The following is a 20554-nucleotide window of genomic DNA, read 5'->3' as shown; positions in this document are numbered from 1 at the left end:
AGCGCCCGCGTCAGGCAGGCGCTGTTTTGTTTTCACTGCATTTGTTGACAATTTTGTGAACAACGCAGGAGAACGGGAAAGGGTCATTGATTTCCATCTGCCTGCATGGTATGATAAGCACCAAATTCTGAAAATTAAGACTCGCATTTTTCATCCAGCAAGCAGTGGAGGAGGTGACCGGCGCCGAGGGGAGAACGCCCTCCCGACCGCGCCTAAGTATACATGGAGCAACGTACATATCGTTTGGCAAACGAAGCGAACCAGCGCGGCGCCCTGTTGTTGGCGGCCGTGGAAAAGCGGAACATCCCGACCAACGAACATGTCCAAGCTGTCCTTCAGGCGCTTGCCCAATGGAGCGCAAAAGGAAACGCTGCGATTCAGCTGGACATCCCGCGCAAACTATGGATGGAAAAACTCGCGAATACTGGGCAAAATCCGGAAATTGCAACAAACAGCTATTTCACCGTCGGTCATATACACATTGCGCCTTCCGCTGACGCTGAGCGGGTTCGGGCGCACCTTCGTCAATTGTGCAAACAGTTTGGCTTCATTCTTCTGTTCGAAACCATCCGGCCATCCGCAGATGAAAGCGCCTTGTTTTGGCAAATCGCCATGCTGCCAGGCGATGTATTTTCGTTATCAGACCGCTTGTTTCGACTGACGGCCGCTATGGAACGCGAGCCGCACGTCCGCGTTGCTTCGCTCGGCCACACTCATGTGATCTATCAAGCATATACACTGGCTGATTTGTTGCGCGAACCGGATGTATCCCATCCGTTTTTCGCCTCAGCCGCTTCGTTCGCCTATGCCAATGGGGCGGAGTCTTTCTTTTGCCATCAGCGGCTCGGTTCAGCCGGCATGCTTGTCCATTGCGGGGAAATGTCTGTTGGCGCTGTGGAAACGCTCATTTACGACCACGGTTACAGCCTGCTCGAGGCAGCCGGAGCTGCCTTTTGGCCCGACGCGGCCAAACGACACAGCTTGCCGTCTATCGGACAGCTGCCGGCATGTTTGGCCGCCAGCTTCGAACAAGAAGCCGTATGGGTCGCCGGAACAGCCGGAGCGCTTTGGAAAACGGATGATTCCTCCCGTGTATTCATCGCCTCTCGTCCGCAGGGCGGCCATGCTGAACCGCTCGCTCCCGGCCAGCCGCTGGCGCTCATCCGTTCCACAACGGGGCGAACCCAATGGCTGAATGGCGACCATTTCCTCCAAGAGATGGCAATCCGCCTCTCCAATCGGCGCGATGCACATGCTCCGATCGCCTTTTGATCCTTCACGCCCTGTCGATTTCGGCGGGGCGTTATATTTTTTCCTTGCGCACATAGGATGAAACTGTGTATAGTACTGAATGGTTCACCAAAACAAAAAGGAGAGTTTTGATCATAGATGAAACTCGGTGCCCGCATTTTCAAAACGGGGATCGCGGTGGCGCTCGCCTTGTTCTTAGCAACGCTCTTTCAGTTTCCATCGCCGTCATTCGCCGGCATTTCCGCTGTGTTCGCCATGCAGCCGACCATTTACCGCTCCTATTTATCGCTGATCGAGCAAGTGCAAGCGAATGTGATCGGCGCCTTGTTCGCCATTGCCGCTGTCCTTATCCTTGGACGCGATCCGTTGATCGTCGGTTTGACGCTGATGCTCGTCATCGCCCTTTGCCTAAAAATGCGCCTTGAATCATCGACGATTTCCGTAGCACTTGTCACCGTCATTGCCATTATGGAATATACAGACCGCCAGTTCATTGAATTTGCGGCCATTCGCTTTTTCACGATGATGCTCGGTATTTTCGCTGCCTTTGTCGTCAACTTGATTTTCTTGCCGCCAAAATACGAAAAAAAGGTATATGAAAAAATCAGCGAAGAAACAGAGGCCATTTTAAAATGGATCCGCCTGCATAAACAGCAGGCAGCCGACCATCACCATTTGAAGGAAGAAATTGAAGCACGACACGAAGAAATGACCAAACTCGAGCATCTATATTTTATGTACAAAGAAGAACGCACATATTTTCGACGCCAACGCTTCCAAAAATCTCGCAAACTCGTGTTGTACCGGCAAATGATAGCAGCGGCCGATCGGGCTTTATCTGTCTTAAAATGGCTGCACCGGCTCGAAAACGAGTTCAGCCGCTTGCCCGCCGAGCTTCGTCAAGCCGTCTGCCTGCACCTTGGCTGCTTGCTTGACTACCATGAACAACTGTTGCTGAAATTTATCCATAAGGCAAAGCCGCTCCCTCACAGCAGACGGGCCGAGGAAATTCATCATCAGCGCGAGCGGCTCACTTCCGCCTTTTATGCGGACGGCCAGCCGCCGGGCGATTATCGGTTGTTTTCTTTAATCGGAGCGATCATGGATTATGGGGATCGCCTTGAACATTTAGATAAACTGATTGACAGTTACCATCATTACCATTACGATGACACGCTGGAAAAAGAGCTGGAAAAGTCAGCAGGCGGCCGCTCGTAGCGGACCGCCTGCTTCAATTTTTCATCCGTGGGTCAAGCGCATCGCGCAGCCCGTCGCCCATTAAGTTAAAGCCAAGCACCGTCAGCATGATCGCCAATCCAGGGAAAATCATCGTCCACGGCGCCTGAGTCAAGAAATCTTTGGCGTCCGATAGCATTTTCCCCCACTCCGGATTGGGCGGCTGCGCCCCCAAGCCTAAAAAGCCAAGTGCGGCCGCTTCGATAATGGCCGTGGCGATCGCCAGTGTCCCTTGAACGATGATCGGCGCGAGGCTGTTGGGCAAAATATGATGGAATAAAATGCGCCAGTCGCTCATGCCGATCGCTTTCGCTGCCATAATGTATTCTTCTTGCTTAATGCTTAGCACGCGAGAACGGATGAGCCGCCCAAAGTTCGGTACATTAATGACCGCAATGGCGATGAGGGCGTTTTGCAAAGAAGGCCCGAGCACAGCAACGATGCCGATCGCCAATAAAATGCTCGGAAACGCCAGCATAATGTCAAACAAACGCGAAATCACCCCATCAATCCAGCGCCCATAGTAGCCGGCGATAATGCCAAGCAGCGAACCAACCACGACCGAGCCGAGCACGGAAAAAAATCCGACCCACAGGGAAATGCGGGCTCCATATATCACGCGGGAAAAAATGTCGCGGCCGAAATCATCGGTGCCGAACCAATGCTCCCCAGAAGGCGGCTGCAGCCGCTCGGCCAATTGCTGTTCCTTGTAATCATACGGCGCCAGCCACGGCGCCAAGAGGGCGACAATGATGAAAAATAAAACGATCCCAGCGCCGACCAAGGCGATTTTATTTTTTCGAAATCGCCGCCATGCTTCTTTCCATAAAGAAACGGATTCCGTCTCCCCCATTGCCGCTGGCGGTGTTGCCGGCGTGCGTGCTAGTTCAGCCATAGGCGCCCTCCCTCCTTCCATTTTTGCCTCCAAATCAACTGATCACTCCTGCTTGACCGTCACCATTCCTCATGCATGCGGGAAAAAGCAGAAAAACTGCCGACTTGCGAACAGGATTTTTCATGTCGCTATTTCTCATCTCTAATCGAGACCCCTGCTTTTAAACATAAGCGTTAGCAAGGCAGCCCAACCGTGGGACGCACGAGGATGGCTTGACTGACAACCTGCCGTAGGGCGGGTGTGCCCAACAATCCCCCGCCTCACCATCAGCTCTTCATGCGTGCCGCTTTCGACAAAAAAGCAGAAAAAACCTGCCAGCGATGCCGAACAGGCTTTTTTCATGCCGCTATTTACGTTTGGTACGCCTGAAACACTCCGTACCATTTGTCGATAAACTCGGGCGCAAACGGCCCTTTCCGCTCCTTAATCCAACCGATCAGTTTTTGAACGTTGTTTTTTAAAATGCGGTCGATCACATCGGGATAGTGCATTTCGCGGCGATGCCGCTCATACTCATCTTCATCCAGCAGCATGTACGTCATATCGGGAAACACTTTAATATCCAAATCATAATCGATGTACTTCAGCGCTTCTTCATCCCAAACGAACGGCGAGCTTAAATTGCAATAGTAGTACACCCCGTCCTCACGAATCATGGCGATAATGTTAAACCAATGCTTAGCATGAAAAAAACAAATCGCCGGTTCGCGCGTCACCCACGTCCGGCCGTCCGCTTCCATGACGAGTGTTTTGTTATTGCCGCCGATCACATACGATGGCGTCCCTTTTAATACGACCGTTTCCTGCCAAATCCGGTGAATCGTCCCATTATGTTTGTAGCTATGGATTTGAATGATTTTCCCTTCCCGAGGGTAAGCTGGCATCATTCTTCCCTACTTTCCGATGGGAGCTTCTTCGTTATATTATACCCTGTTCCTTTTGCAAAAGGAAAGAAAAGCAGGCCGCCTTACTGAGGAAAAGGCAACTGGCGCGTTGGCTCAAGGACGCATCCTGTCCGTCAGACACCGGATGCCATCTGCCCTAAAAATGCGCGACGGATGGCTTCCACCTCCCGTTTCATTTGCCGCACTTCCTCGCGCAAGGCGGCGGTCGGCGCTTCACGTTCAAGTTCATCCAACTGGCGGGTGATCTCCTCGCAACGCTCCATCTCCTGTTGCAAAAACAGCGCCTCGTCGCCTACATTCGTCCATGCGTGCTCCATCGCCATTCCGTTCTCCCTTCCCCTTTGCCGTGTGATTTCCTTTCATCATTTCGCGTCCGCACCCACAAATCCCTTTCACTAATCTTGTAAAGAGATGACAGCTTTTGTCGACAAAAAAAAGCAGAGGCGCGCCGCCCCTGCTTTTGCCTTCCATCTTCGGCCTATCGCCTGCGCTCTTGCAGCAACATACGCCGTCGTCACAACCGCCAGGCGTCAGCCGTGGATGATCGTTGGTTATTGATTGACATTTTGCGCTTTGCGGGCTTCCGCTTGCGCATTTTGTTGTTTTACGTGTTGCACATTCGTCTCAGCCGCAAATTCCGTCGCAAATTGGCCAGCTTGAGCGGCTTGAGCCGATTGGGCATTTTGTTGTCTTACTTCTTGAATGTTTGTGCCAGCTGCTGTTTTGTTCGGTTGTTTGGCCATTGTTCTCACCTCCACGTGCTTTACTATACCCCGGGGGTGATCGTTCTATCCGCTGACATCACAAAAGTAAAGATCTTCCACCATCGACAATGATCGTCTGCCCGCGAATCATCTCGGCTGCATCCGAGAGCAAAAACAAAACCGCGTTGACGATATCATCGGGTTTGACCGGGCGGCCAGCCGGCGTGTTCGCAGCCGCGTCGGCGAGCAGCTCTTCACGGTTCGGGAAGTGCTTCAGCGCATCGGTATCGACCGCCCCGCCGGAGACGGCGTTGACGGCGATGTTTTTCGGCGCCAGCTCGACAGCCAAGTAGCGGGTCAGCGCTTCAAGCGCGGCCTTCGAGACGCCGACCGCCGTATAGTTTTCCAAATAGCGGATCGACCCGAGCGAGCTGATGCTCACAATTTTCCCGCCGCCGACCCGCTCCATTCTTTTGGCCGCTTCCTGGGCGCAAAACAAAAGCGCTTTGCTGTTGATATTCATCGTCCAGTTCCAATGCGTTTCTTCCAATTCCATCGCCGGGCGCAAGACGCCGGATGCGGCGTTGTTCACGAGCACGTCGACCCGCCCGAACACCTCATCGATTTGGGCAAACATGGCGTGAATTTTCTCAACGTCGCCGACGTTCGCCTTGACGACGAGCGCTTTTCTCCCGAGCCCTTCAATTTCGTGCGCCGTTTCTTCGGCGGCTGTTTTGTTGCGGGCGTAATTGACGACAATATCATATCCTTCCTTGGCCAGCCGCAAAGCGATCGCTTTGCCAATGCCGCGGCTGCTGCCGGTGACCACTGCTACTTTTCCGCTCATGTTTTTCACTCCTTATACATATAATATAGCCGAATTCCATAGATGAGGGAGGGGCTGCCTATGTACGTCGGCCGCGATATGACGGAGCTGTCGATGATTCCGAAAACGGAATGGACCGATGACGAACTCGCTTATTTTCATCATTCGTTCCAACAAATCGCTCCATATTTAAACGTTGAAGGGCAGACGATTCACCGCGAAATCATCGAGGAAATCGAAGCGCGCGGCGGCCTTGGGCGCCGTGAAGCAACGTATACACACGGCACGATGCCGGTGCCTGATTAATCGGGGCGGCGTACTCCGCCCGCCCATTCTTTATATTCGCGCCAAACACGTTGATGGGACACCGGAAAGGCGTACGCCTTCAACTCGTCTTCCGGCGCAAGCCGGTAAGGCTCCTCGACCGGTCCGCCATGAACCAAACGGCCGGGAAACACGGTCAACTGCCAGACTAAATGGGAAAACGCATGCTCAAACGAAACGATCGGTTCTGTAAGCTCCACTTGCAAACCGTATTGCTCCCCAACCATTTGCTCGAGCTTCTCTTTTCCATCTGCGCCGTCCGTTTCGCAGCTGGGGAACTCCCATAAGTTCGCAAGCAAACCGGTGCTGTCGCGCTTGCGAATGAGAACGCGGCCTTCATCATCGGCCAGCACCGCTACCGCAAGCGGCACTTGTTTGACCGCTGTTTTTTTCATTTTCACCGGCAGCTCTTCCGCCACCCCTTCGGCGAACGCTTGGCAGTAGGCTTGCACGGGACAAAGAAGGCACGACGGGCGGCGCGGTGTGCAAACAAGAGCGCCAAGCTCAATCAGCGCCTCGTTAAACGCTCCCGGGTTTTCGTACGCCATAATTTCGCGGACGATTTGTTCAAATCGTTTTCTCGTCGACGGTTTGGCAATATCGTCTGTCACGAGAAACAGACGCGACAAGACACGCATTACGTTGCCGTCAACAGCCGGCTCCGGGACGCCATAAGCGAGGCTCAACACCGCCCCGACCGTATACGGTCCGACTCCTTTCAGCCTAGAAAATTCATCTGGATCGTCCGGCACTTTGCCTCCATAGCGCGTTTTCACTTCTTTCACCGCCGCGTGCAAATGGCGCACGCGCGAGTAATAGCCGAGCCCTTCCCACGCCTTCAGCACCTCGTCCTCATCAGCGTCAGCAAGCGCCTCCAGCGTCGGAAACCGATCGATAAACTGTTCAAAATACGGAATGACCGTCTCGACGCGCGTTTGCTGCAGCATCACTTCCGACACCCATACTTTGTATGGGTCGCGGTCTTTCCGCCACGGCAAGTCGCGGCGCTCGCGGGCGAACCAGTCAAGCAAATCGCGCTGAAACTCGCGCGCTGGAAATCGCTCTGTTTCTCTTGTCATTCAACGTTTCCCCCATGATGCCTATTATCCATATCCATTTTATTATATCAAAAAACCCCCGGCGTGGCTTGCCGCACGCCGAGGGGAAACGGAAGGAAATCGTTCTCAACTTTCCTTAGCCGCAGAAACATAGGCGATCGATTCATGTCGAGCACGCAATCGGCGAATATCAATGCGCACGAGCAACGAGATGATGAAAGCGATGACAAACAATCCGCCAAAAAAGGCCAAACTTCCTTCATAAGAACCGGTCGTGTCTTTAATATACGCGGCAAACATCGGTCCGACAAGGCCCGCTGCAGCCCAAGCGGTCAAAATATAACCATGGATGGCGCCAAGCTGCTTCGTGCCGAACAAATCGCCGATATACGCCGGGATACAGGCGAATCCGCCGCCGTAGCACGTATACACAATCGTCAGCATAACCACAAACAGCCATTTGATGGACACGTTCGGCAACAGGAAGAAAATCAAGATTTGCAAAACGAAAAACGTCGTATACGTATTCGGCCGCCCAATATAATCAGAAGCCGATGCCCAACCGATGCGCCCTAACCCGTTAAACACCCCAATGGCGCCAACTAATGCCGCCGCGGCCGTTTGGCTGATGCCGATGCTTTCCACCGCCAGCGGTTTGGCCACCGCTAAAACGGCAATGCCGCACGTCACGTTAATAAACAACATGAACCATAAATACCAAAACCGTCTTGTTTTGACCGCCTCATTGGCCGTCAATTGCGCCAAATCAAGCGAAGGTTTGGCTTTTCCAGCCTTCACTTTTTCCTGAAATCCTTCCGGCAGCCATCCTTCTGGCGGCTTTTCTAAATAAAGAGAAGATAACGTCATAATGACAAAATACGTAATGCCTAAAATGAAAAACGTATTTTGGACGCCGACGGAGGCAATCAAACTGTTCATCACCGGACTCGCGATCGCTGCGGCAAACCCAAACCCCATAATCGCCAGCCCTGTAGCCAACCCGCGCCGGTCTGGAAACCATTTGACAAGCGTTGACACTGGCGCAATATACCCGACGCCGAGCCCAATTCCTCCCAACACCCCGTAAAACAAATACAGCAAGTATTTCGAACCAAGCGCCACGGCCAAACCGGACCCCGTCACCCCGAGGCCAAAGAAGATGGCGGCCAATAGCCCGGATTTCCGCGGTCCGTGCTTTTCCACAAAATGGCCAAGGAACGCAGCCGACAATCCTAAAAACAAGATCGCAATGCTGAACGTGAGCGCTACTTCCTGATCGGACCATCCAAACAATTGTTTTAATGGATTGGTAAAATTGCTCCACGCATAAACAGACCCAATCGAAATATGAATGCCGACAGCCGATAACGCAATGAGCCAACGGTTTTTCACAGCCTCTCCTCCCCTTTTACCCGATTATGATCCGACTCTCATGCGTATACACGTTAAACACCTGTCCGCGCAAAAAGCCAACGACGGTTATGCCGAGTTCATCCGCCAAATCTAAGGCTAGCGTCGTCGGGGCCGATTTTGAGAGCAGGACACTCACTCCCATTTTCGCCGCCTTTAACAGCACTTCCGACGAAACGCGGCCGCTGAATACAATAAGCTTGTCTTTCACCGCAACTTGATGACGCAGGCAATAGCCATACAGCTTATCAAGCGCGTTGTGACGCCCAATGTCAGAGCGGATGGCGACGATCCCGTCCGGTGTGGCGAGCGCGGCGTTGTGAAGACCGCCGGTTGCCGCAAAGTCCGTCGACTGCTCGTGCAGCGCTTTCATGAGGCGAATGCAGTCATCCGCCTTCACGGCGATGCCGCCGACGATCGTTTTCGCCGTCTTCACATCATTGTAAAAATAAAACTGCCGACTTTTTCCGCAACACGAGCCGATGAACCGCTTGGCATAAAACTGTTTGGCCGGCAGTCCGCCCGCGGCGAGCTCAACATAAGCAAAGCCCCGCTCCCCATCAATGCTCATTCCTTTGATGTCGCTGTACGTCCGAATGACTCCTTCCGAGGCCAAAAATCCGATTACCAATTCATCTAGATGCGCCGGCGTGCAAACGATCGTCGCAAACTCCTCGCCATTGACCGTTATGGTCAACGGAAACTCGAGCGCGATCTCGTCCTCTTCCTCAACAAAGCGCCCGTTCCGGTATTTCGCAATCGGTCGCCGTTTCGCCGCAAACCCGCTCACCTTGCCATTCCCCCTTTCCATGCAAAATAAAACCGCCGCCTTCCGGACAAGAGGACAAACTCGCCCCTGTCAGCGAAAAGCGGCGGTAGTTTGCGCCCAGCACTTCTGCAGCGAAACCAACGCACATCCGTTTCCGAAACCTGCCTGCCAAGCGGCAAAACCGTTTAGCCGGCAAGGCTTCTACTATTTTCATCGTGCTAACTATTCATAAGCATACCACGAACAGTAACGAAAAACAATTGTTTCTGTTCACAAAATCGTCACAATTCAATCGGTTTTTCAAATACAAAAACGGAAACAGCCATATCCTCTTCCACTTTAATATCACTGAACAAATAAAGAAGCTTCGAACCGACAAGCTCTTCCATGCCGTCCGGCACATGCTGGGCGTACACATCTTGGATCATTTTCGTTCTCGCTGCATGCACCATGTCCCGCCCTTCCGGCGTGCGGGCGATAAATTTTTCCGTCGGCGTCAAATTGCCGTGCAAAATGGTGATCGCCAAATTGTCAACAAAATACGTTTTGATCCGCTCTGGCCCTTTCCCAAACAGCTGTTTGCGCACTTTGCGCACAATATCGTTGAAAGCGGCTTCTTTTTTGGACATTCTCATCCCTCCTTGCGGTCAGCAGAAAAACTTCCGGCCCATCCGTTGTGTTCTTCCTTTCGCCGTACTATAATAAACTATAGCAAATGTATACATAGTGGAAAAATAATAAGGCAAGAAGCGGCCTTGTTATTTTTCTACTAAATATAAAAAGTTTGGATTGGTTGTTTAGTATCGTTATGCTAAAGAACTACTCCACCCACGATGAAGCATTCGTCTCGTCGCTGGTGGAGTTTTTTATTTTAACAAAGGGGGAGCGATGATGGGAGCGCAAATGGTGACGGTAACCATCAACGGGCGTACCTACCACGCCAAGCCAGGGATGACCATTTTAGAAGTCGTCAATGAACACGGTCTTCCGCATCCGCAAGTTTGTTATACGCCGGAGCTTGGCGCCATTCAGACATGCGACACGTGCATCGCTGAAGTCAATGGAACGCTGCTTCGTGCCTGTGCGACACCGGTTGAGGACGGCATGGTCGTCGAACTCGGCTCGCCGCGGGCAAAGGCAGCGCAAAAAGAAGCGATGGACCGCCTGTTGGAAAATCATCTCTTGTACTGTACGGTGTGCGACAACAACAACGGCAACTGCAAGCTGCACAACACGGCGGAAATGATGCAAATTGAACATCAAACATATCCGTACCGGCCGAAAGTCGACCCGTCCGAGGTGGACATGTCGCATCCGTTCTACCGCTACGACCCGAATCAATGCATCGCCTGCGGGCAATGCGTCGAGGCCTGCCAAAACTTGCAAGTGAACGAAACGCTTTCGATCGATTGGGAAGCGGAACGGCCGCGCGTCGTTTGGGACGGTGGGGTGCCGATCAACGAATCGTCGTGCGTCAGCTGCGGGCATTGCGTCACCGTCTGTCCGTGCAACGCGTTAATGGAAAAATCGATGCTCGGCGAAGCCGGATTTATGACGGGGCTGGACAAAGACGTGCTCAATCCGATGATCGATTTCGTCAAAGAAGTGGAGCCGAATTACACCGCCATTTTCGCCGTTTCCGAAATTGAAGCCGCCATGCGCGAACAACGGATCAAAAAGACGAAAACGGTTTGCACGTTCTGCGGTGTCGGCTGTTCGTTTGAAGTGTGGACGAAAGGGCGGAAAATTTTAAAAATCCAGCCGGTTTCTGAAGCGCCGGTCAACGCCATTTCGACATGCGTCAAAGGGAAATTCGGCTGGGATTTCGTCAACAGCGAAGAGCGCCTGACGAAACCGCTCATTCGCAAAGGCGACGTATTCATCGAGTCGACATGGGACGAAGCACTCGACCTCGTTGCCGAAAAATTGGGCGCGATCAAGCGGCAATACGGCGGCAACGCCATCGGGTTTATTTCATCGTCAAAAATTTCCAACGAAGAAAACTATTTAATGCAAAAACTGGCACGCCAAGTATTTGAAACGAACAACGTCGACAACTGTTCACGCTACTGCCAGTCGCCGGCGACGGACGGCCTGTTCCGCACGGTCGGCATGGGCGGCGATTCCGGCACGATTCATGACATCGCTTCAGCCGGCCTTGTCATCATCATCGGCGCCAACCCAGCGGAAGGGCATCCGGTCATCGCCACCCGCGTCAAACGGGCGCATAAACTGTTTGGCCAAAAACTCATTGTTGCGGACTTGCGCCGAAATGAAATGGCCGAGCGGGCTGACCTGTTCATCCGCCCGAAACAAGGCACCGACCAAGTATGGCTGATGGCCGTGACAAAATACATCATCGACCAAGGCTGGCACGATGAGGCATTCATTCGCGAGCGCGTCCATTTCTTTGAAGAGTTTAAACAATTGCTGGAAAAATATACGCTTGATTATGCCGAACAAGTCACCGGCGTCGCCAAAGCCGACCTCATCCGCATCGCCGAAATGATCCATGAGGCGGACGGCACGTGCGTCCTCTGGGGCATGGGGGTCACGCAAAACACGGGCGGCAGCGATACATCGGCGGCGATTTCCAACTTGCTTTTGGCAACCGGCAACTACGGCCGTCCGGGGGCGGGCGCGTTCCCATTGCGCGGCCATAACAACGTCCAAGGCGCCTGCGACATGGGTTCGCTTCCTGCCTGGCTGCCTGGCTACCAACATGTCACCGATGATGAGGCGCGAGCGAAGTTTGAAAAAGCGTACGGCGTCCGCATCGATGCGAAACCAGGCCTTGACAACATCCAAATGCTCGAAGCGGCCGAGCGCGGCGAGCTGAAAGCGATGTATATCATCGGCGAAGATATGGCGCTTGTCGACTGCAACGCCAACCATGTGCAAGAGACGTTGGCGAAGCTTGACTTTGTTGTCGTTCAAGACATTTTCTTGTCAAAAACAGCGCAATTTGCGGATGTCATCTTGCCAGCAGCGCCAAGTTTGGAAAAGGAAGGAACTTTCACGAATACCGAGCGCCGCATCCAACGGTTTTACCAAGCGCTGGAGCCTCTTGGCGACTCCAAGCCAGACTGGTGGATCATTCAAGAAATCGCGAAGCGGCTTGGCGCCGATTGGAATTACGCCGGTCCGAAAGAAATCATGGATGAAATCGCCAGCCTCGCTCCACTGTACTCACAAGCGCATTACGACCGGCTCGAGGGCTGGAACAGCCTTTGCTGGGGCAGCCACGACGGCGCTGATACGCCGCTGTTGTACAAAGAGCGGTTCAACTTCCCGGACGGCAAAGCCCGCTTTGCGTTAGCCGATTGGGTCGAACCGGTGCAATATCCAAAAGAGTACGATTTGCTTGTGAACAACGGCCGATTGCTCGAACATTTCCATGAAGGAAACTTGACGTACAAATCCAAAGGCATCGAGCATAAATTCCCAGAAGTGTTTGTCGAAGTATCCCCTGAACTCGCCAAAGAACGCGGCATTGAAGATGGGGCGCTCGTTCGGCTCATCTCGCCGTACGGCCGCGTCAAAGTGCGCGTGCTCGTCACCGATCGAGTCAGAGGCAATGAACTGTTCTTGCCGATGCACTCCACAGCCAATGAGAGCGCCATTAACATGCTGACCGGCCCGCAAACCGACCATCGCACGAACACGCCGGCTTACAAACAAGCCCGCGTGCGCATGGAAGTCATTGAACGGTCCGGCAAGACGCCGCTGCCGCGCACAAATCCGCGCTTTAAAAAGCGGCATCCGCAAAACGGCGTCGAGGTGGAGCGGAAGTGGCGGCGAAGCGACTACGTGCCGCTCACCGAGGAAAACAAGGGGGTGACGATCGGTGGCTAAGCCGATTACCACCATTCAAAAGCGCCAAATGACGGAGGAAGAAAAACGAACTGAAGCGCTGGCCAAGCTAAAAGCCGCTGTCGGCGACAGTGAAGAGGCGGTCCGCGAGCTCTTGGAGTTCATCGAGCAGCTCCATGAAAGCGGCCTGCTCGAAGCGGCCAACGCCTTGTTAAAAGCACGGGAAGACGTGGCGAAAATCGTCGTCGGCCAGCTCAACCAAAAACCGGTGACAACGATGATCAACCATGCGTTCGCCATAGCTGCCCTTGCTGCTTCACTTGATCCGGAGAAAACGGCGAAACTGCTTGAGCACATCGCCGCCGGCGCGCTGGAGGCGTACGAACAAAACTCCGCCGAAACAAAAAAAATCGGGTTGTTTGATTTGCTTAAAGCGCTCAATGACCCGGACATCAACCGCGCGATCCGCTTTTTCCTGTCCGCTCTCAAAGCGATCGGCAAACGGTTCAGAAATGACGGCTAATCGATCGGCTGGCAGAGAAAAGGACAGTTGACCAATGAGCCGCCAAAAGAACGGATGGTGAACCGATCTTCCATCAAAATGGAATGCTCCCCACTTACACCTATATAGACGTTGAAGTGGGGAGCTTCTCGGTTCGAGATGATCAACAAAACGTCCCGCCTCATGCGGGGCGCTTTTCGTTTTTGGTTGAAGCGCTTCCCTTTTCGTCTGACGAACGGCTTGCTTCCTGTTTCTTTTTCTCACTCCACTGTCTATCAATCGTTTCCTTTTTTGAATCTTTGTGAAATTGGTCGTTCCGCCTCTCGCCAACGATTGTCGCCCTATGATACACTAGCCATAACCTTGTTTGTCTCTCGCCTCCTTTCGGCCAATGCCTCAAACGGTTATTGGCTGAACACAAGGTGGGGCATACTAATAGTTGCATGAAAAAGAAAGATGTGCTCCGGCCGAGAGACAACAGACAGTTTCCATCCGAACATGCAACGATGCTGCAAGAAGGAGGCGCCTTCACGTTGGATACAGGCACACATGTTTTGATGGGGGTGGCGCTCGGCAGTCTTGCTTCACTTGACCCTGCGATCGCCCACGATCCGCTCTTATCCCACGCTGTGTTGATCGGCGCGCTCGCTGGCTCGCAAGCGCCGGATATCGACACGATTTTCAAATTGCGCAACAACGCCCAATATATTCGCAACCATCGCGGCATCACCCATTCGATTCCCGCCGTCGTTCTTTGGCCGCTGCTCATCGTCAGCGTGATGGCCGCCATCTATCCGAAAACGGATTGGCTTCGCGTTTGGCTTTGGACGTTTGTTGCCGTCGCCTTGCACGTATTTGTTGACATTTTTAACTCTTACGGAACCCAGGCGTTGCGCCCGTTTACAAAAAAATGGATCGCCCTTGGCGTGATTCATACGTTTGATCCGGTCATTTTTGGGCTTCATTTGGTTGGCGTCGGTGGCTTGTTTCTCGGCGCCCATCCCGGTTATACGTTTCTTGTCGTCTACGTGCTTATCGCTGCGTATTATGGGCTTCGCTTCCGCCAGCAGGCCAACATCAAACGGCTCGTGCACGCCTCGATCGCCGGGGTGACCGAGATCATCACCGTACCGACATGGCGGCCGCGCGAATGGCATTTAGCCATTTCAACCTGCGACGAATTTTACGTCGCCCGCGTCAAACGCGGCGAGCTCATCATCCTTGACCGCTTCCAAAAGCGTGCGCTTCCCGACCATCCGGTGATGAACGCCGCCAAACGCGACGAAAATATCGCCGCTTTCTTATCTTTTTCCCCGGTTTACCGTTGGGAAATGAACGAATACGATGATTACTATGAAGTGCGCTTTACTGATTTACGCTATCGAAGCAAAGGGTATTACCCGTTTGTCGCTGTCGTCCAGCTCGACCGCGATCTCAATATTGTCAGCTCATACACCGGCTGGATTTTCAGCGAAGGCAAACTGCGCAAAAAGCTCGAACTTGCTCCAAACGGCTGATGGGCTCCGCCCCAATCATTGCCACACATAAGCGCTACAGGGTGTCCCATAATAAAAATACGTGTTGGCCATCCAACACGAGCACGCCGTTAAGGAGGGAATGTGCCGTGCGGAACAAAGCGCACAACTTCCCGAACCAAAACAACAACAAGCTCGAAGGCGAACCGCGCGCCAAGGCCGAGTACGCCTCGAAGCGGGCCGACGGCACGACCAACACCCACCCGCAAGAACGGATGCGCGCCTCCGGCGAACGAAGCGATTTCTTTTAACATGAAGGGGGAGCACGGCATCGTTCGCCGCACTCCCCCGGCACATTCCGCAGCGAGGTGAACAATCATGGGTCACCATCGGCACAAAAAATTTTATGACAACTTTTATTCGAACCCGTTTCAGCAGCCGTGGGCCAATCCAAAACACGCCCACTCGCAAGTGAACGGCGAAACGCAGCAAACGCTTGACCTCATCATTTTAGAGCGGCAGACGCGCAAGCAGTCGTAGCGGAACAACCTAGGGAGACACCCTCCCTAGGTTTTTAGGCTCTCTTTCCGTCCGATTGTGAACTTGTCCCGCCCGTCATGATTGAGGCAAATTCGGTTTACGAAGCAGTGAAATCGGCAACGCCTCCTCCTCTCCGTTTCCTTTCAACCGCCATCCCCAGGCAAACACTCCTTTTAAATAGCGCACTTTAAAATACTCTCCGGGCGCCCCTTCAATTTCATAAATCTCCCCAGGATGAAAATCAGCTGGATTAAGCATATACGCCTTCGCCATGGCGATTTTCCGCTCGTAGACGGCGTATTCGTTCACCATCCCCATCTGCTCCGCCTTGCGTGCCTTTTCCGTCAACATGGCGATTTCTTGTTGCAGTTCTTCTTTCGTCATTTCGCTGTACCGTTTTTGTTCTCCTTTGATCATAGACAAGCCTCCTTTTTGAGCATTCCGGATGGATCGTTTTCATCCACATGGAACTCGGCACAAGGCTCAGAACATCTCTTGATTTATGGAACTGGAACGATTTTGTGATCAACATTCAACGACAAAACTGATAATATCCCCTAATTTTTTTAAATCCTTTCATTCGAGATCACTCGTCATTACCGTGCATGCGCAGCCATTCATTGATCAAGTCAAGTGCGAATCCTTTTCGGTACAGGGCTTGGCGCATCTTTTGCTCATAAAGCGGCCGCGGGTGGTGCGCATAACGGCGGTGCGCTTTCTCCGCCTGAACACGGAGCGCCTCCCGTTCTTCTTGTTCAGTATGAGCGCCGCCATCCGCCAAAACGGCGGCAATCACCTCATGCGGAAACCCTTTGCGCATCAGCTGCTGCCGCACCCGTTCCAAAAACGCGCGAGCCGATTCAGCCCGGCGCTGTTTTTTCGCTTTTTCGTAAAGCGAGCGGGCGATGGCCACCTGTTCATCCAACGTATACTCCGCCAAACTCTGCTCGATCAAGCGGCCCAAAACACCGAGCCGTTCCAGTTCGGCACGGATGAGAAGCGGCCCTTTCGCCGCCGTCTTTTTTTGCGTGCGCACATAAGCCGCCGCAAACGCCTCGTCATCGACATACCGCTCGGCGCGAAGTTTTTTGAGCACTTCATCAATCACCGAATCCGGAGCGCCTTTTTTTCGCAAGTGTGCGGCGACCTCATGCTCCGAACGCATCCGGTGTGCCAAAAAGTAAAGCGCCTGTTGATACGCCTTTTTCACCTCATCGGCATACACAATATGTTGAAGCAGGTCGTCGCTGATCTCCATCCCTTTTTTCAAGCGGAATTGAAGCAATACATCTTGATCAACTGTCAATCTCAACGACGGTGCGCCGTCACGGTGCACGACAATCCAAAATCGTTCAGCATTTTGTTCGGTTGCGACAATGTCGGCAATCGTTCCCATTGTTTGTCCCCCTTATCTTTTATCGTATCATAAGCAGGAACTTCTGACACCAAAAGCGAAGTCATAATATAAACCAATGGAAGGGGAATCAAGATGCGCATCGCCATCAACGGCGGCACTGGGCTGATCGGCCAGGCGCTCGCCCGCCATTTTTCCAAGCAAGGACATGAGATCTACATTTTCACCCGCTCTCCCAAACCTTCCGAAGGCAGCATTCATTACCTTTCCTTCGACAACCACCGAAAGCCTGAAGTTGTCGATGTCGCCATTAATTTAGCCGGGGAGCCGCTCAATCGAAAACGTTGGACGGCGAAGCAAAAAGAGATCATCCTTGACAGCCGCCTTCGATCCACCGAAGCGATGGGCCGCTACATCGATTCACTGTCCCGCCCCCCGTCGTTGTTTATCAACGCCAGCGCCATCGGCATTTACGGCACTTCGGACTCCGCAACATTTACCGAGCAAACGACCGATTACGGCGGCGACTTTCTAGCCCAGACCGTCCAAGCATGGGAAGCATCGGCCCGTCCGATTGAGCAGCTTGGCATCCGCACCGTCTACGCTCGCTTTGGCGTCGTGTTTGCCCGACATGGCGGCGCCTTGCCGATGATGATCAAGCCGTACCGGCTGTTTGTCGGCGGTCCAATCGGCAGCGGACGGCAATGGCTATCGTGGATTCATCTTGAAGACGTCGTGCGCGCGGCCTCGTATATCATCGAACACGAGGAATTGTCCGGCCCGATCAATTTCACCGCACCCTATCCAGTGCAAATGGATGAGTTCGGCCGCATGCTCTCCCGCCTTCTTGGCCGTCCGCATTGGCTTCCGATTCCCGCTTGGGCGCTTCGTCTTCTCCTTGGCGAAATGAGCATGCTTGTCACCGAAGGGCAGCGCGTCATTCCAGAGAAGCTATTGCAAGCCGGCTTCCGCTTTTCGTTTCCAACGTTGGAAGGCTGTCTCACCGATTTGCTTTTGCCCCATGACCGACAAAAAATATCCAAAAAAAATTAACAAAAAAACAATTCCCTTTTCGCCTCCGATCGTGTATGATAAAGGAGACCTTAGGCTAGTTGTCGTCATAATCGCATACGGACAGGAACAAGGGGAAGGCAAATGGTGCGTCACCAGCGCTCGCGCTGGTCCTAGTGGGTTCGATTCCCACCCCGAAATTTTTTTAATGAAGTTTTAATAAAAAAATTTCGAGGGTGGGTTCCCGCTGGGAGGCTGCCCTCGGCATCCAAAGGAGGGATTGGCCATGTTGAAAAAACGCGAGCTGCAAGATTGCCATGCGCTGTACGAGCTGATGGTGCATCCGGACGTCTTCCCTTTCGTGCGCCAAAAAGCCAGCTCGTACGAAGAGTTTTTATTCATGACAAAACAGCTCATGGAGGCGGAAGAACGTGGCGAATTGATTTCGCGCACGATTTTAGACGAATGGGGAAACCCGATCGGCACAATCAGCCTCTTTGATATCCAAGATGGCGCCGGCTTTTTAGGCACGTGGCTCGGCAAGCCGTATCACGGGCTCGGTTACAATCGGCGCGCCAAAGAAGCGTTTTTCCATGAGCTGTTTTATGAGCTGTCGATCGAAACCGTGTTTTTGCGCATTCGCAAAGTCAACGTCCGCTCGATCAAAGCGGCGGAAAAACTGCCGTACGTCACGCCGGCCAATGAAACGCGGCGGGCGTTGCTCGAGCAAATCGGCGCGGATGTATACAATTTGTACGAAATTACAAAAGACAACTACACGCTCTATACAATGCGCCATCCTTCCTTTGCCCACAATGAAGAACAGCGCAAAGAGGCATAAGCCGCGGGAGAGCGCATCTGATGCAAAAAGAGGCTGTCCAAACGGACATCCTCTTTTTTACAGATTCGCGAACGAGAAAGCCCACGCTCTTTAGGCGTGGGATGAAAGTGAGCCGTTTTCTTCATATGGAAATGGCATCCTGTCATTGCTGCAAGGAGGTGAATCCATGCCCACGATCACCCTCAGGCTGGAACTGCACAAGCCGACGAAAGCCAAACAAGACATGTATGAACGGATGACAGAAGTGAATACCGCGTTTGCGAATTGGCTGTTGAATCATCCCGAGCTGAATCAAGCGACGAGCAAACTATTTAAAGAGTTTTCGTCGCAGCGGTTTCCTTCCGCCGTCGTGAATCAGACGATTCGAGAAGTGAAGGCCCAAAAGAAAAAACAAAAGGCAAAGAAGTTCCGAACATTCTGGTGTTGCTTTAACAATCAAAACGTAAAGGTGGAAAAGAAAGGAGCGTTCTACACGGTTTCCTTCCCCACACTGGAGAAGCGAATTGGCGTGCCAGTGGTTGCGCGCCCCTACCAAGAAGCGTGGCTGAATCGGCTGCTCGATGGAACCGCCAAACAAGGGGCCGCCAAGCTCTACAAAAAGAGAAAGAAATGGTGCTTGGCGATCGCGATCACCTTTGACGTGAAGCCGCGGCACGAAACAAAGGTGATGGGCGTTGACCTTGGGCTTCGCTATATCGCCGTGGCCAGCGTGGGAACGAAATCGTGGTTTTTCAAAGGGAACCAATGCGCCTTTGTGCGCCGACGCTATGCGGCTTTGCGGCGAACGTTGGGCAAAGCCAAGAAGCTCCAGATGATTCGCAAAATCGGCCGCAAAGAGTCCCGCTGGATGAAGGATCAAAATCACAAAATCAGCCGTCAAATCGTGAATGTTGCGCTCGCCAACGGTGTTGGCGTGATTCGGATGGAAGAGTTGACAGGCATTCGAAAGCGGGCAACATCGGCTAAAGAAGCAGGACGAAGCCTTCATTCTTGGGCATTTCACCAACTACAAACGATGATTGCCTATAAAGCCGAAATGGCAGGCATTCGGGTGGAGTGGGTGAATCCAACTTATACGAGCCAAACGTGTAAATGTGGACATCGAGAGAAAGCGAACCGAAACGGCATCTGCTTCCGATGCCAAAGGTGTGGATACACTCTCCACGCCGACTTGAATGGCGCCATCAACATCGCCAAAGCGATTTCGGGCTTCGCCTCCTAACCTAGCGCACTGGTCACAGGTGCGCCGCCCATCGGGGTACACTCTAACCCGATGGGACGGGGTGATGACACACCCCTAAACTTGGGCGTTGTCCGAACCAGAAATGGATGAGGACGCGAACGACCCAAGAATCCCACGGCTTTAGCCGTGTGGAGTGTCAAGCATAAAAACGGCTGGTTTTGCGCAAAATGGAATTAAAGGAATATAGATGCAAAGCGAGGGAACAAGCGATGGCGGAAAAACGAAAACGCGAAAAAGCGAAGCATACGCTGACAAGCGCCCAAGAAGTAAGCTATGCCCGCGATTTTAAAATGGCGGACCAAGCGGGCGGCTATACGGCCAAAAAGGCGCGCCACTAGAAACGATTGCTATTTATACGCTGGCGCCGTCCATGCCATCCTAATGATTGAATCGTACG

At 52.9% G+C, this 20554-nt stretch carries 23 protein-coding genes; 12 read left to right on the top strand and 11 right to left on the bottom strand.

All coding sequences use genetic code 11. The annotated features are described in order from the left end of the window. The first annotated feature begins 222 nt into the window (after window positions 1–222). Window positions 223–1272: a glutamate synthase gene (locus GHH_RS02475; RefSeq protein WP_236612582.1), complete on the top strand. Its 1050-nt coding sequence runs from the start codon at window positions 223–225 to the stop codon at window positions 1270–1272. Between the two features lie 117 nt (window positions 1273–1389). After that, window positions 1390–2469 (top strand): aromatic acid exporter family protein, encoded by a 1080-nt coding sequence (locus GHH_RS02470; protein ID WP_015373974.1) that lies wholly within the window; start codon window positions 1390–1392, stop codon window positions 2467–2469. A gap of 13 nt (window positions 2470–2482) precedes the next feature. On the opposite strand, the gene nikC is transcribed toward GHH_RS02470, so the two are convergent. The 5 genes from nikC to fabL form a co-directional block, all read right to left on the bottom strand. Continuing rightward, the gene (nikC, locus tag GHH_RS02465) at window positions 2483–3382 is read right to left on the bottom strand and encodes a nickel transporter permease (RefSeq protein ID WP_015373973.1); all 900 of its coding nucleotides are present in this window, start codon (window positions 3380–3382) and stop codon (window positions 2483–2485) included. 350 nt (window positions 3383–3732) lie between these two features. After that, window positions 3733–4266, bottom strand: a complete 534-nt coding sequence (locus GHH_RS02460; RefSeq protein ID WP_013146310.1) for a DUF402 domain-containing protein — start codon at window positions 4264–4266, stop codon at window positions 3733–3735. Window positions 4267–4400: 134 nt separating this feature from the next. Next, window positions 4401–4610 (bottom strand): YgaB family protein, encoded by a 210-nt coding sequence (locus tag GHH_RS02455; RefSeq protein WP_013146311.1) that lies wholly within the window; start codon window positions 4608–4610, stop codon window positions 4401–4403. A gap of 228 nt (window positions 4611–4838) precedes the next feature. Beyond that, window positions 4839–5030, bottom strand: coding sequence for a gamma-type small acid-soluble spore protein (locus GHH_RS02450; RefSeq protein WP_011229970.1), 192 nt, complete (start codon window positions 5028–5030; stop codon window positions 4839–4841). A 58-nt stretch (window positions 5031–5088) separates the two neighbouring features. Further along, window positions 5089–5838 carry an enoyl-[acyl-carrier-protein] reductase FabL gene (fabL, locus tag GHH_RS02445; RefSeq protein WP_015373972.1) on the bottom strand — a complete coding sequence of 250 codons (750 nt, stop codon included), beginning with the start codon at window positions 5836–5838 and terminating at the stop codon, window positions 5089–5091. 60 nt (window positions 5839–5898) lie between these two features. Here fabL and GHH_RS02440 point away from each other — a divergent pair, with 60 nt between their 5' ends. After that, a complete protein-coding gene (locus GHH_RS02440) occupies window positions 5899–6123 on the top strand; it encodes a hypothetical protein (RefSeq protein ID WP_011229968.1) in 225 nt (74 codons plus the stop codon). Here GHH_RS02440 and mutY read toward each other — a convergent pair. From mutY to GHH_RS02420, 4 genes are all read right to left on the bottom strand, one after another. Continuing rightward, window positions 6120–7220, bottom strand: a complete 1101-nt coding sequence (gene mutY, locus GHH_RS02435) for an A/G-specific adenine glycosylase (RefSeq protein WP_015373971.1) — start codon at window positions 7218–7220, stop codon at window positions 6120–6122. The genes GHH_RS02440 and mutY overlap by 4 nt on opposite strands. Window positions 7221–7325: 105 nt before the next feature. After that, window positions 7326–8591, bottom strand: coding sequence for an OFA family MFS transporter (locus tag GHH_RS02430; protein WP_015373970.1), 1266 nt, complete (start codon window positions 8589–8591; stop codon window positions 7326–7328). Between the two features lie 16 nt (window positions 8592–8607). Then, entirely contained in the window at window positions 8608–9399 is a 792-nt protein-coding gene (fdhD, locus tag GHH_RS02425; protein ID WP_013522986.1) for a formate dehydrogenase accessory sulfurtransferase FdhD, read from the bottom strand. A gap of 260 nt (window positions 9400–9659) precedes the next feature. Beyond that, window positions 9660–10007 carry a DUF2294 domain-containing protein gene (locus GHH_RS02420; RefSeq protein ID WP_013146316.1) on the bottom strand — a complete coding sequence of 116 codons (348 nt, stop codon included), beginning with the start codon at window positions 10005–10007 and terminating at the stop codon, window positions 9660–9662. Window positions 10008–10269: 262 nt separating this feature from the next. On the opposite strand from GHH_RS02420, the gene fdhF reads away from it, so the two are divergent. From fdhF to GHH_RS17835, 5 genes are all read left to right on the top strand, one after another. Further along, window positions 10270–13233 carry a formate dehydrogenase subunit alpha gene (gene fdhF / locus GHH_RS02415; RefSeq protein ID WP_015373969.1) on the top strand — a complete coding sequence of 988 codons (2964 nt, stop codon included), beginning with the start codon at window positions 10270–10272 and terminating at the stop codon, window positions 13231–13233. Continuing rightward, entirely contained in the window at window positions 13226–13714 is a 489-nt protein-coding gene (locus GHH_RS02410) for a DUF1641 domain-containing protein (RefSeq protein ID WP_015373968.1), read from the top strand. Before fdhF ends, GHH_RS02410 begins: the two co-directional genes overlap by 8 nt. Before the next feature lie 512 nt (window positions 13715–14226). Continuing rightward, on the top strand, window positions 14227–15210 hold the full coding sequence (locus GHH_RS02405) for a metal-dependent hydrolase (protein WP_015373967.1): 984 nt from the start codon (window positions 14227–14229) through the stop codon (window positions 15208–15210). Between the two features lie 107 nt (window positions 15211–15317). Next, window positions 15318–15479 carry a small, acid-soluble spore protein K gene (locus GHH_RS02400; protein WP_011229959.1) on the top strand — a complete coding sequence of 54 codons (162 nt, stop codon included), beginning with the start codon at window positions 15318–15320 and terminating at the stop codon, window positions 15477–15479. Window positions 15480–15546: 67 nt separating this feature from the next. Next, on the top strand, window positions 15547–15708 hold the full coding sequence (locus tag GHH_RS17835; protein ID WP_011229958.1) for a YpzG family protein: 162 nt from the start codon (window positions 15547–15549) through the stop codon (window positions 15706–15708). A 75-nt stretch (window positions 15709–15783) separates the two neighbouring features. Here the strand turns inward: GHH_RS17835 and GHH_RS02395 are convergent, their stop codons facing one another. Further along, entirely contained in the window at window positions 15784–16125 is a 342-nt protein-coding gene (locus GHH_RS02395; protein WP_011229957.1) for a YfhH family protein, read from the bottom strand. Window positions 16126–16294: 169 nt separating this feature from the next. Next, window positions 16295–17104 carry a recombination regulator RecX gene (gene recX, locus GHH_RS02390; protein ID WP_015373966.1) on the bottom strand — a complete coding sequence of 270 codons (810 nt, stop codon included), beginning with the start codon at window positions 17102–17104 and terminating at the stop codon, window positions 16295–16297. A gap of 93 nt (window positions 17105–17197) precedes the next feature. Between recX and GHH_RS02385 the strand changes: the two genes are divergently transcribed. From GHH_RS02385 to GHH_RS17830, 4 genes are all read left to right on the top strand, one after another. Further along, a complete protein-coding gene (locus tag GHH_RS02385; RefSeq protein ID WP_015373965.1) occupies window positions 17198–18115 on the top strand; it encodes a TIGR01777 family oxidoreductase in 918 nt (305 codons plus the stop codon). A gap of 244 nt (window positions 18116–18359) precedes the next feature. After that, entirely contained in the window at window positions 18360–18914 is a 555-nt protein-coding gene (locus tag GHH_RS02380; RefSeq protein WP_011229954.1) for a GNAT family N-acetyltransferase, read from the top strand. A 166-nt stretch (window positions 18915–19080) separates the two neighbouring features. Beyond that, entirely contained in the window at window positions 19081–20136 is a 1056-nt protein-coding gene (locus GHH_RS02375) for an RNA-guided endonuclease TnpB family protein (protein WP_015373964.1), read from the top strand. 230 nt (window positions 20137–20366) lie between these two features. Next, entirely contained in the window at window positions 20367–20495 is a 129-nt protein-coding gene (locus GHH_RS17830; protein ID WP_013146323.1) for a YfhE family protein, read from the top strand. Window positions 20496–20554 lie beyond the last annotated feature (59 nt).

Origin of the sequence: Geobacillus sp. GHH01, assembly GCF_000336445.1 — a bacterium.
GTDB lineage: Bacteria > Bacillota > Bacilli > Bacillales > Anoxybacillaceae > Geobacillus > Geobacillus zalihae.
This window is presented reverse-complemented; position numbering and strand designations above follow the sequence as displayed.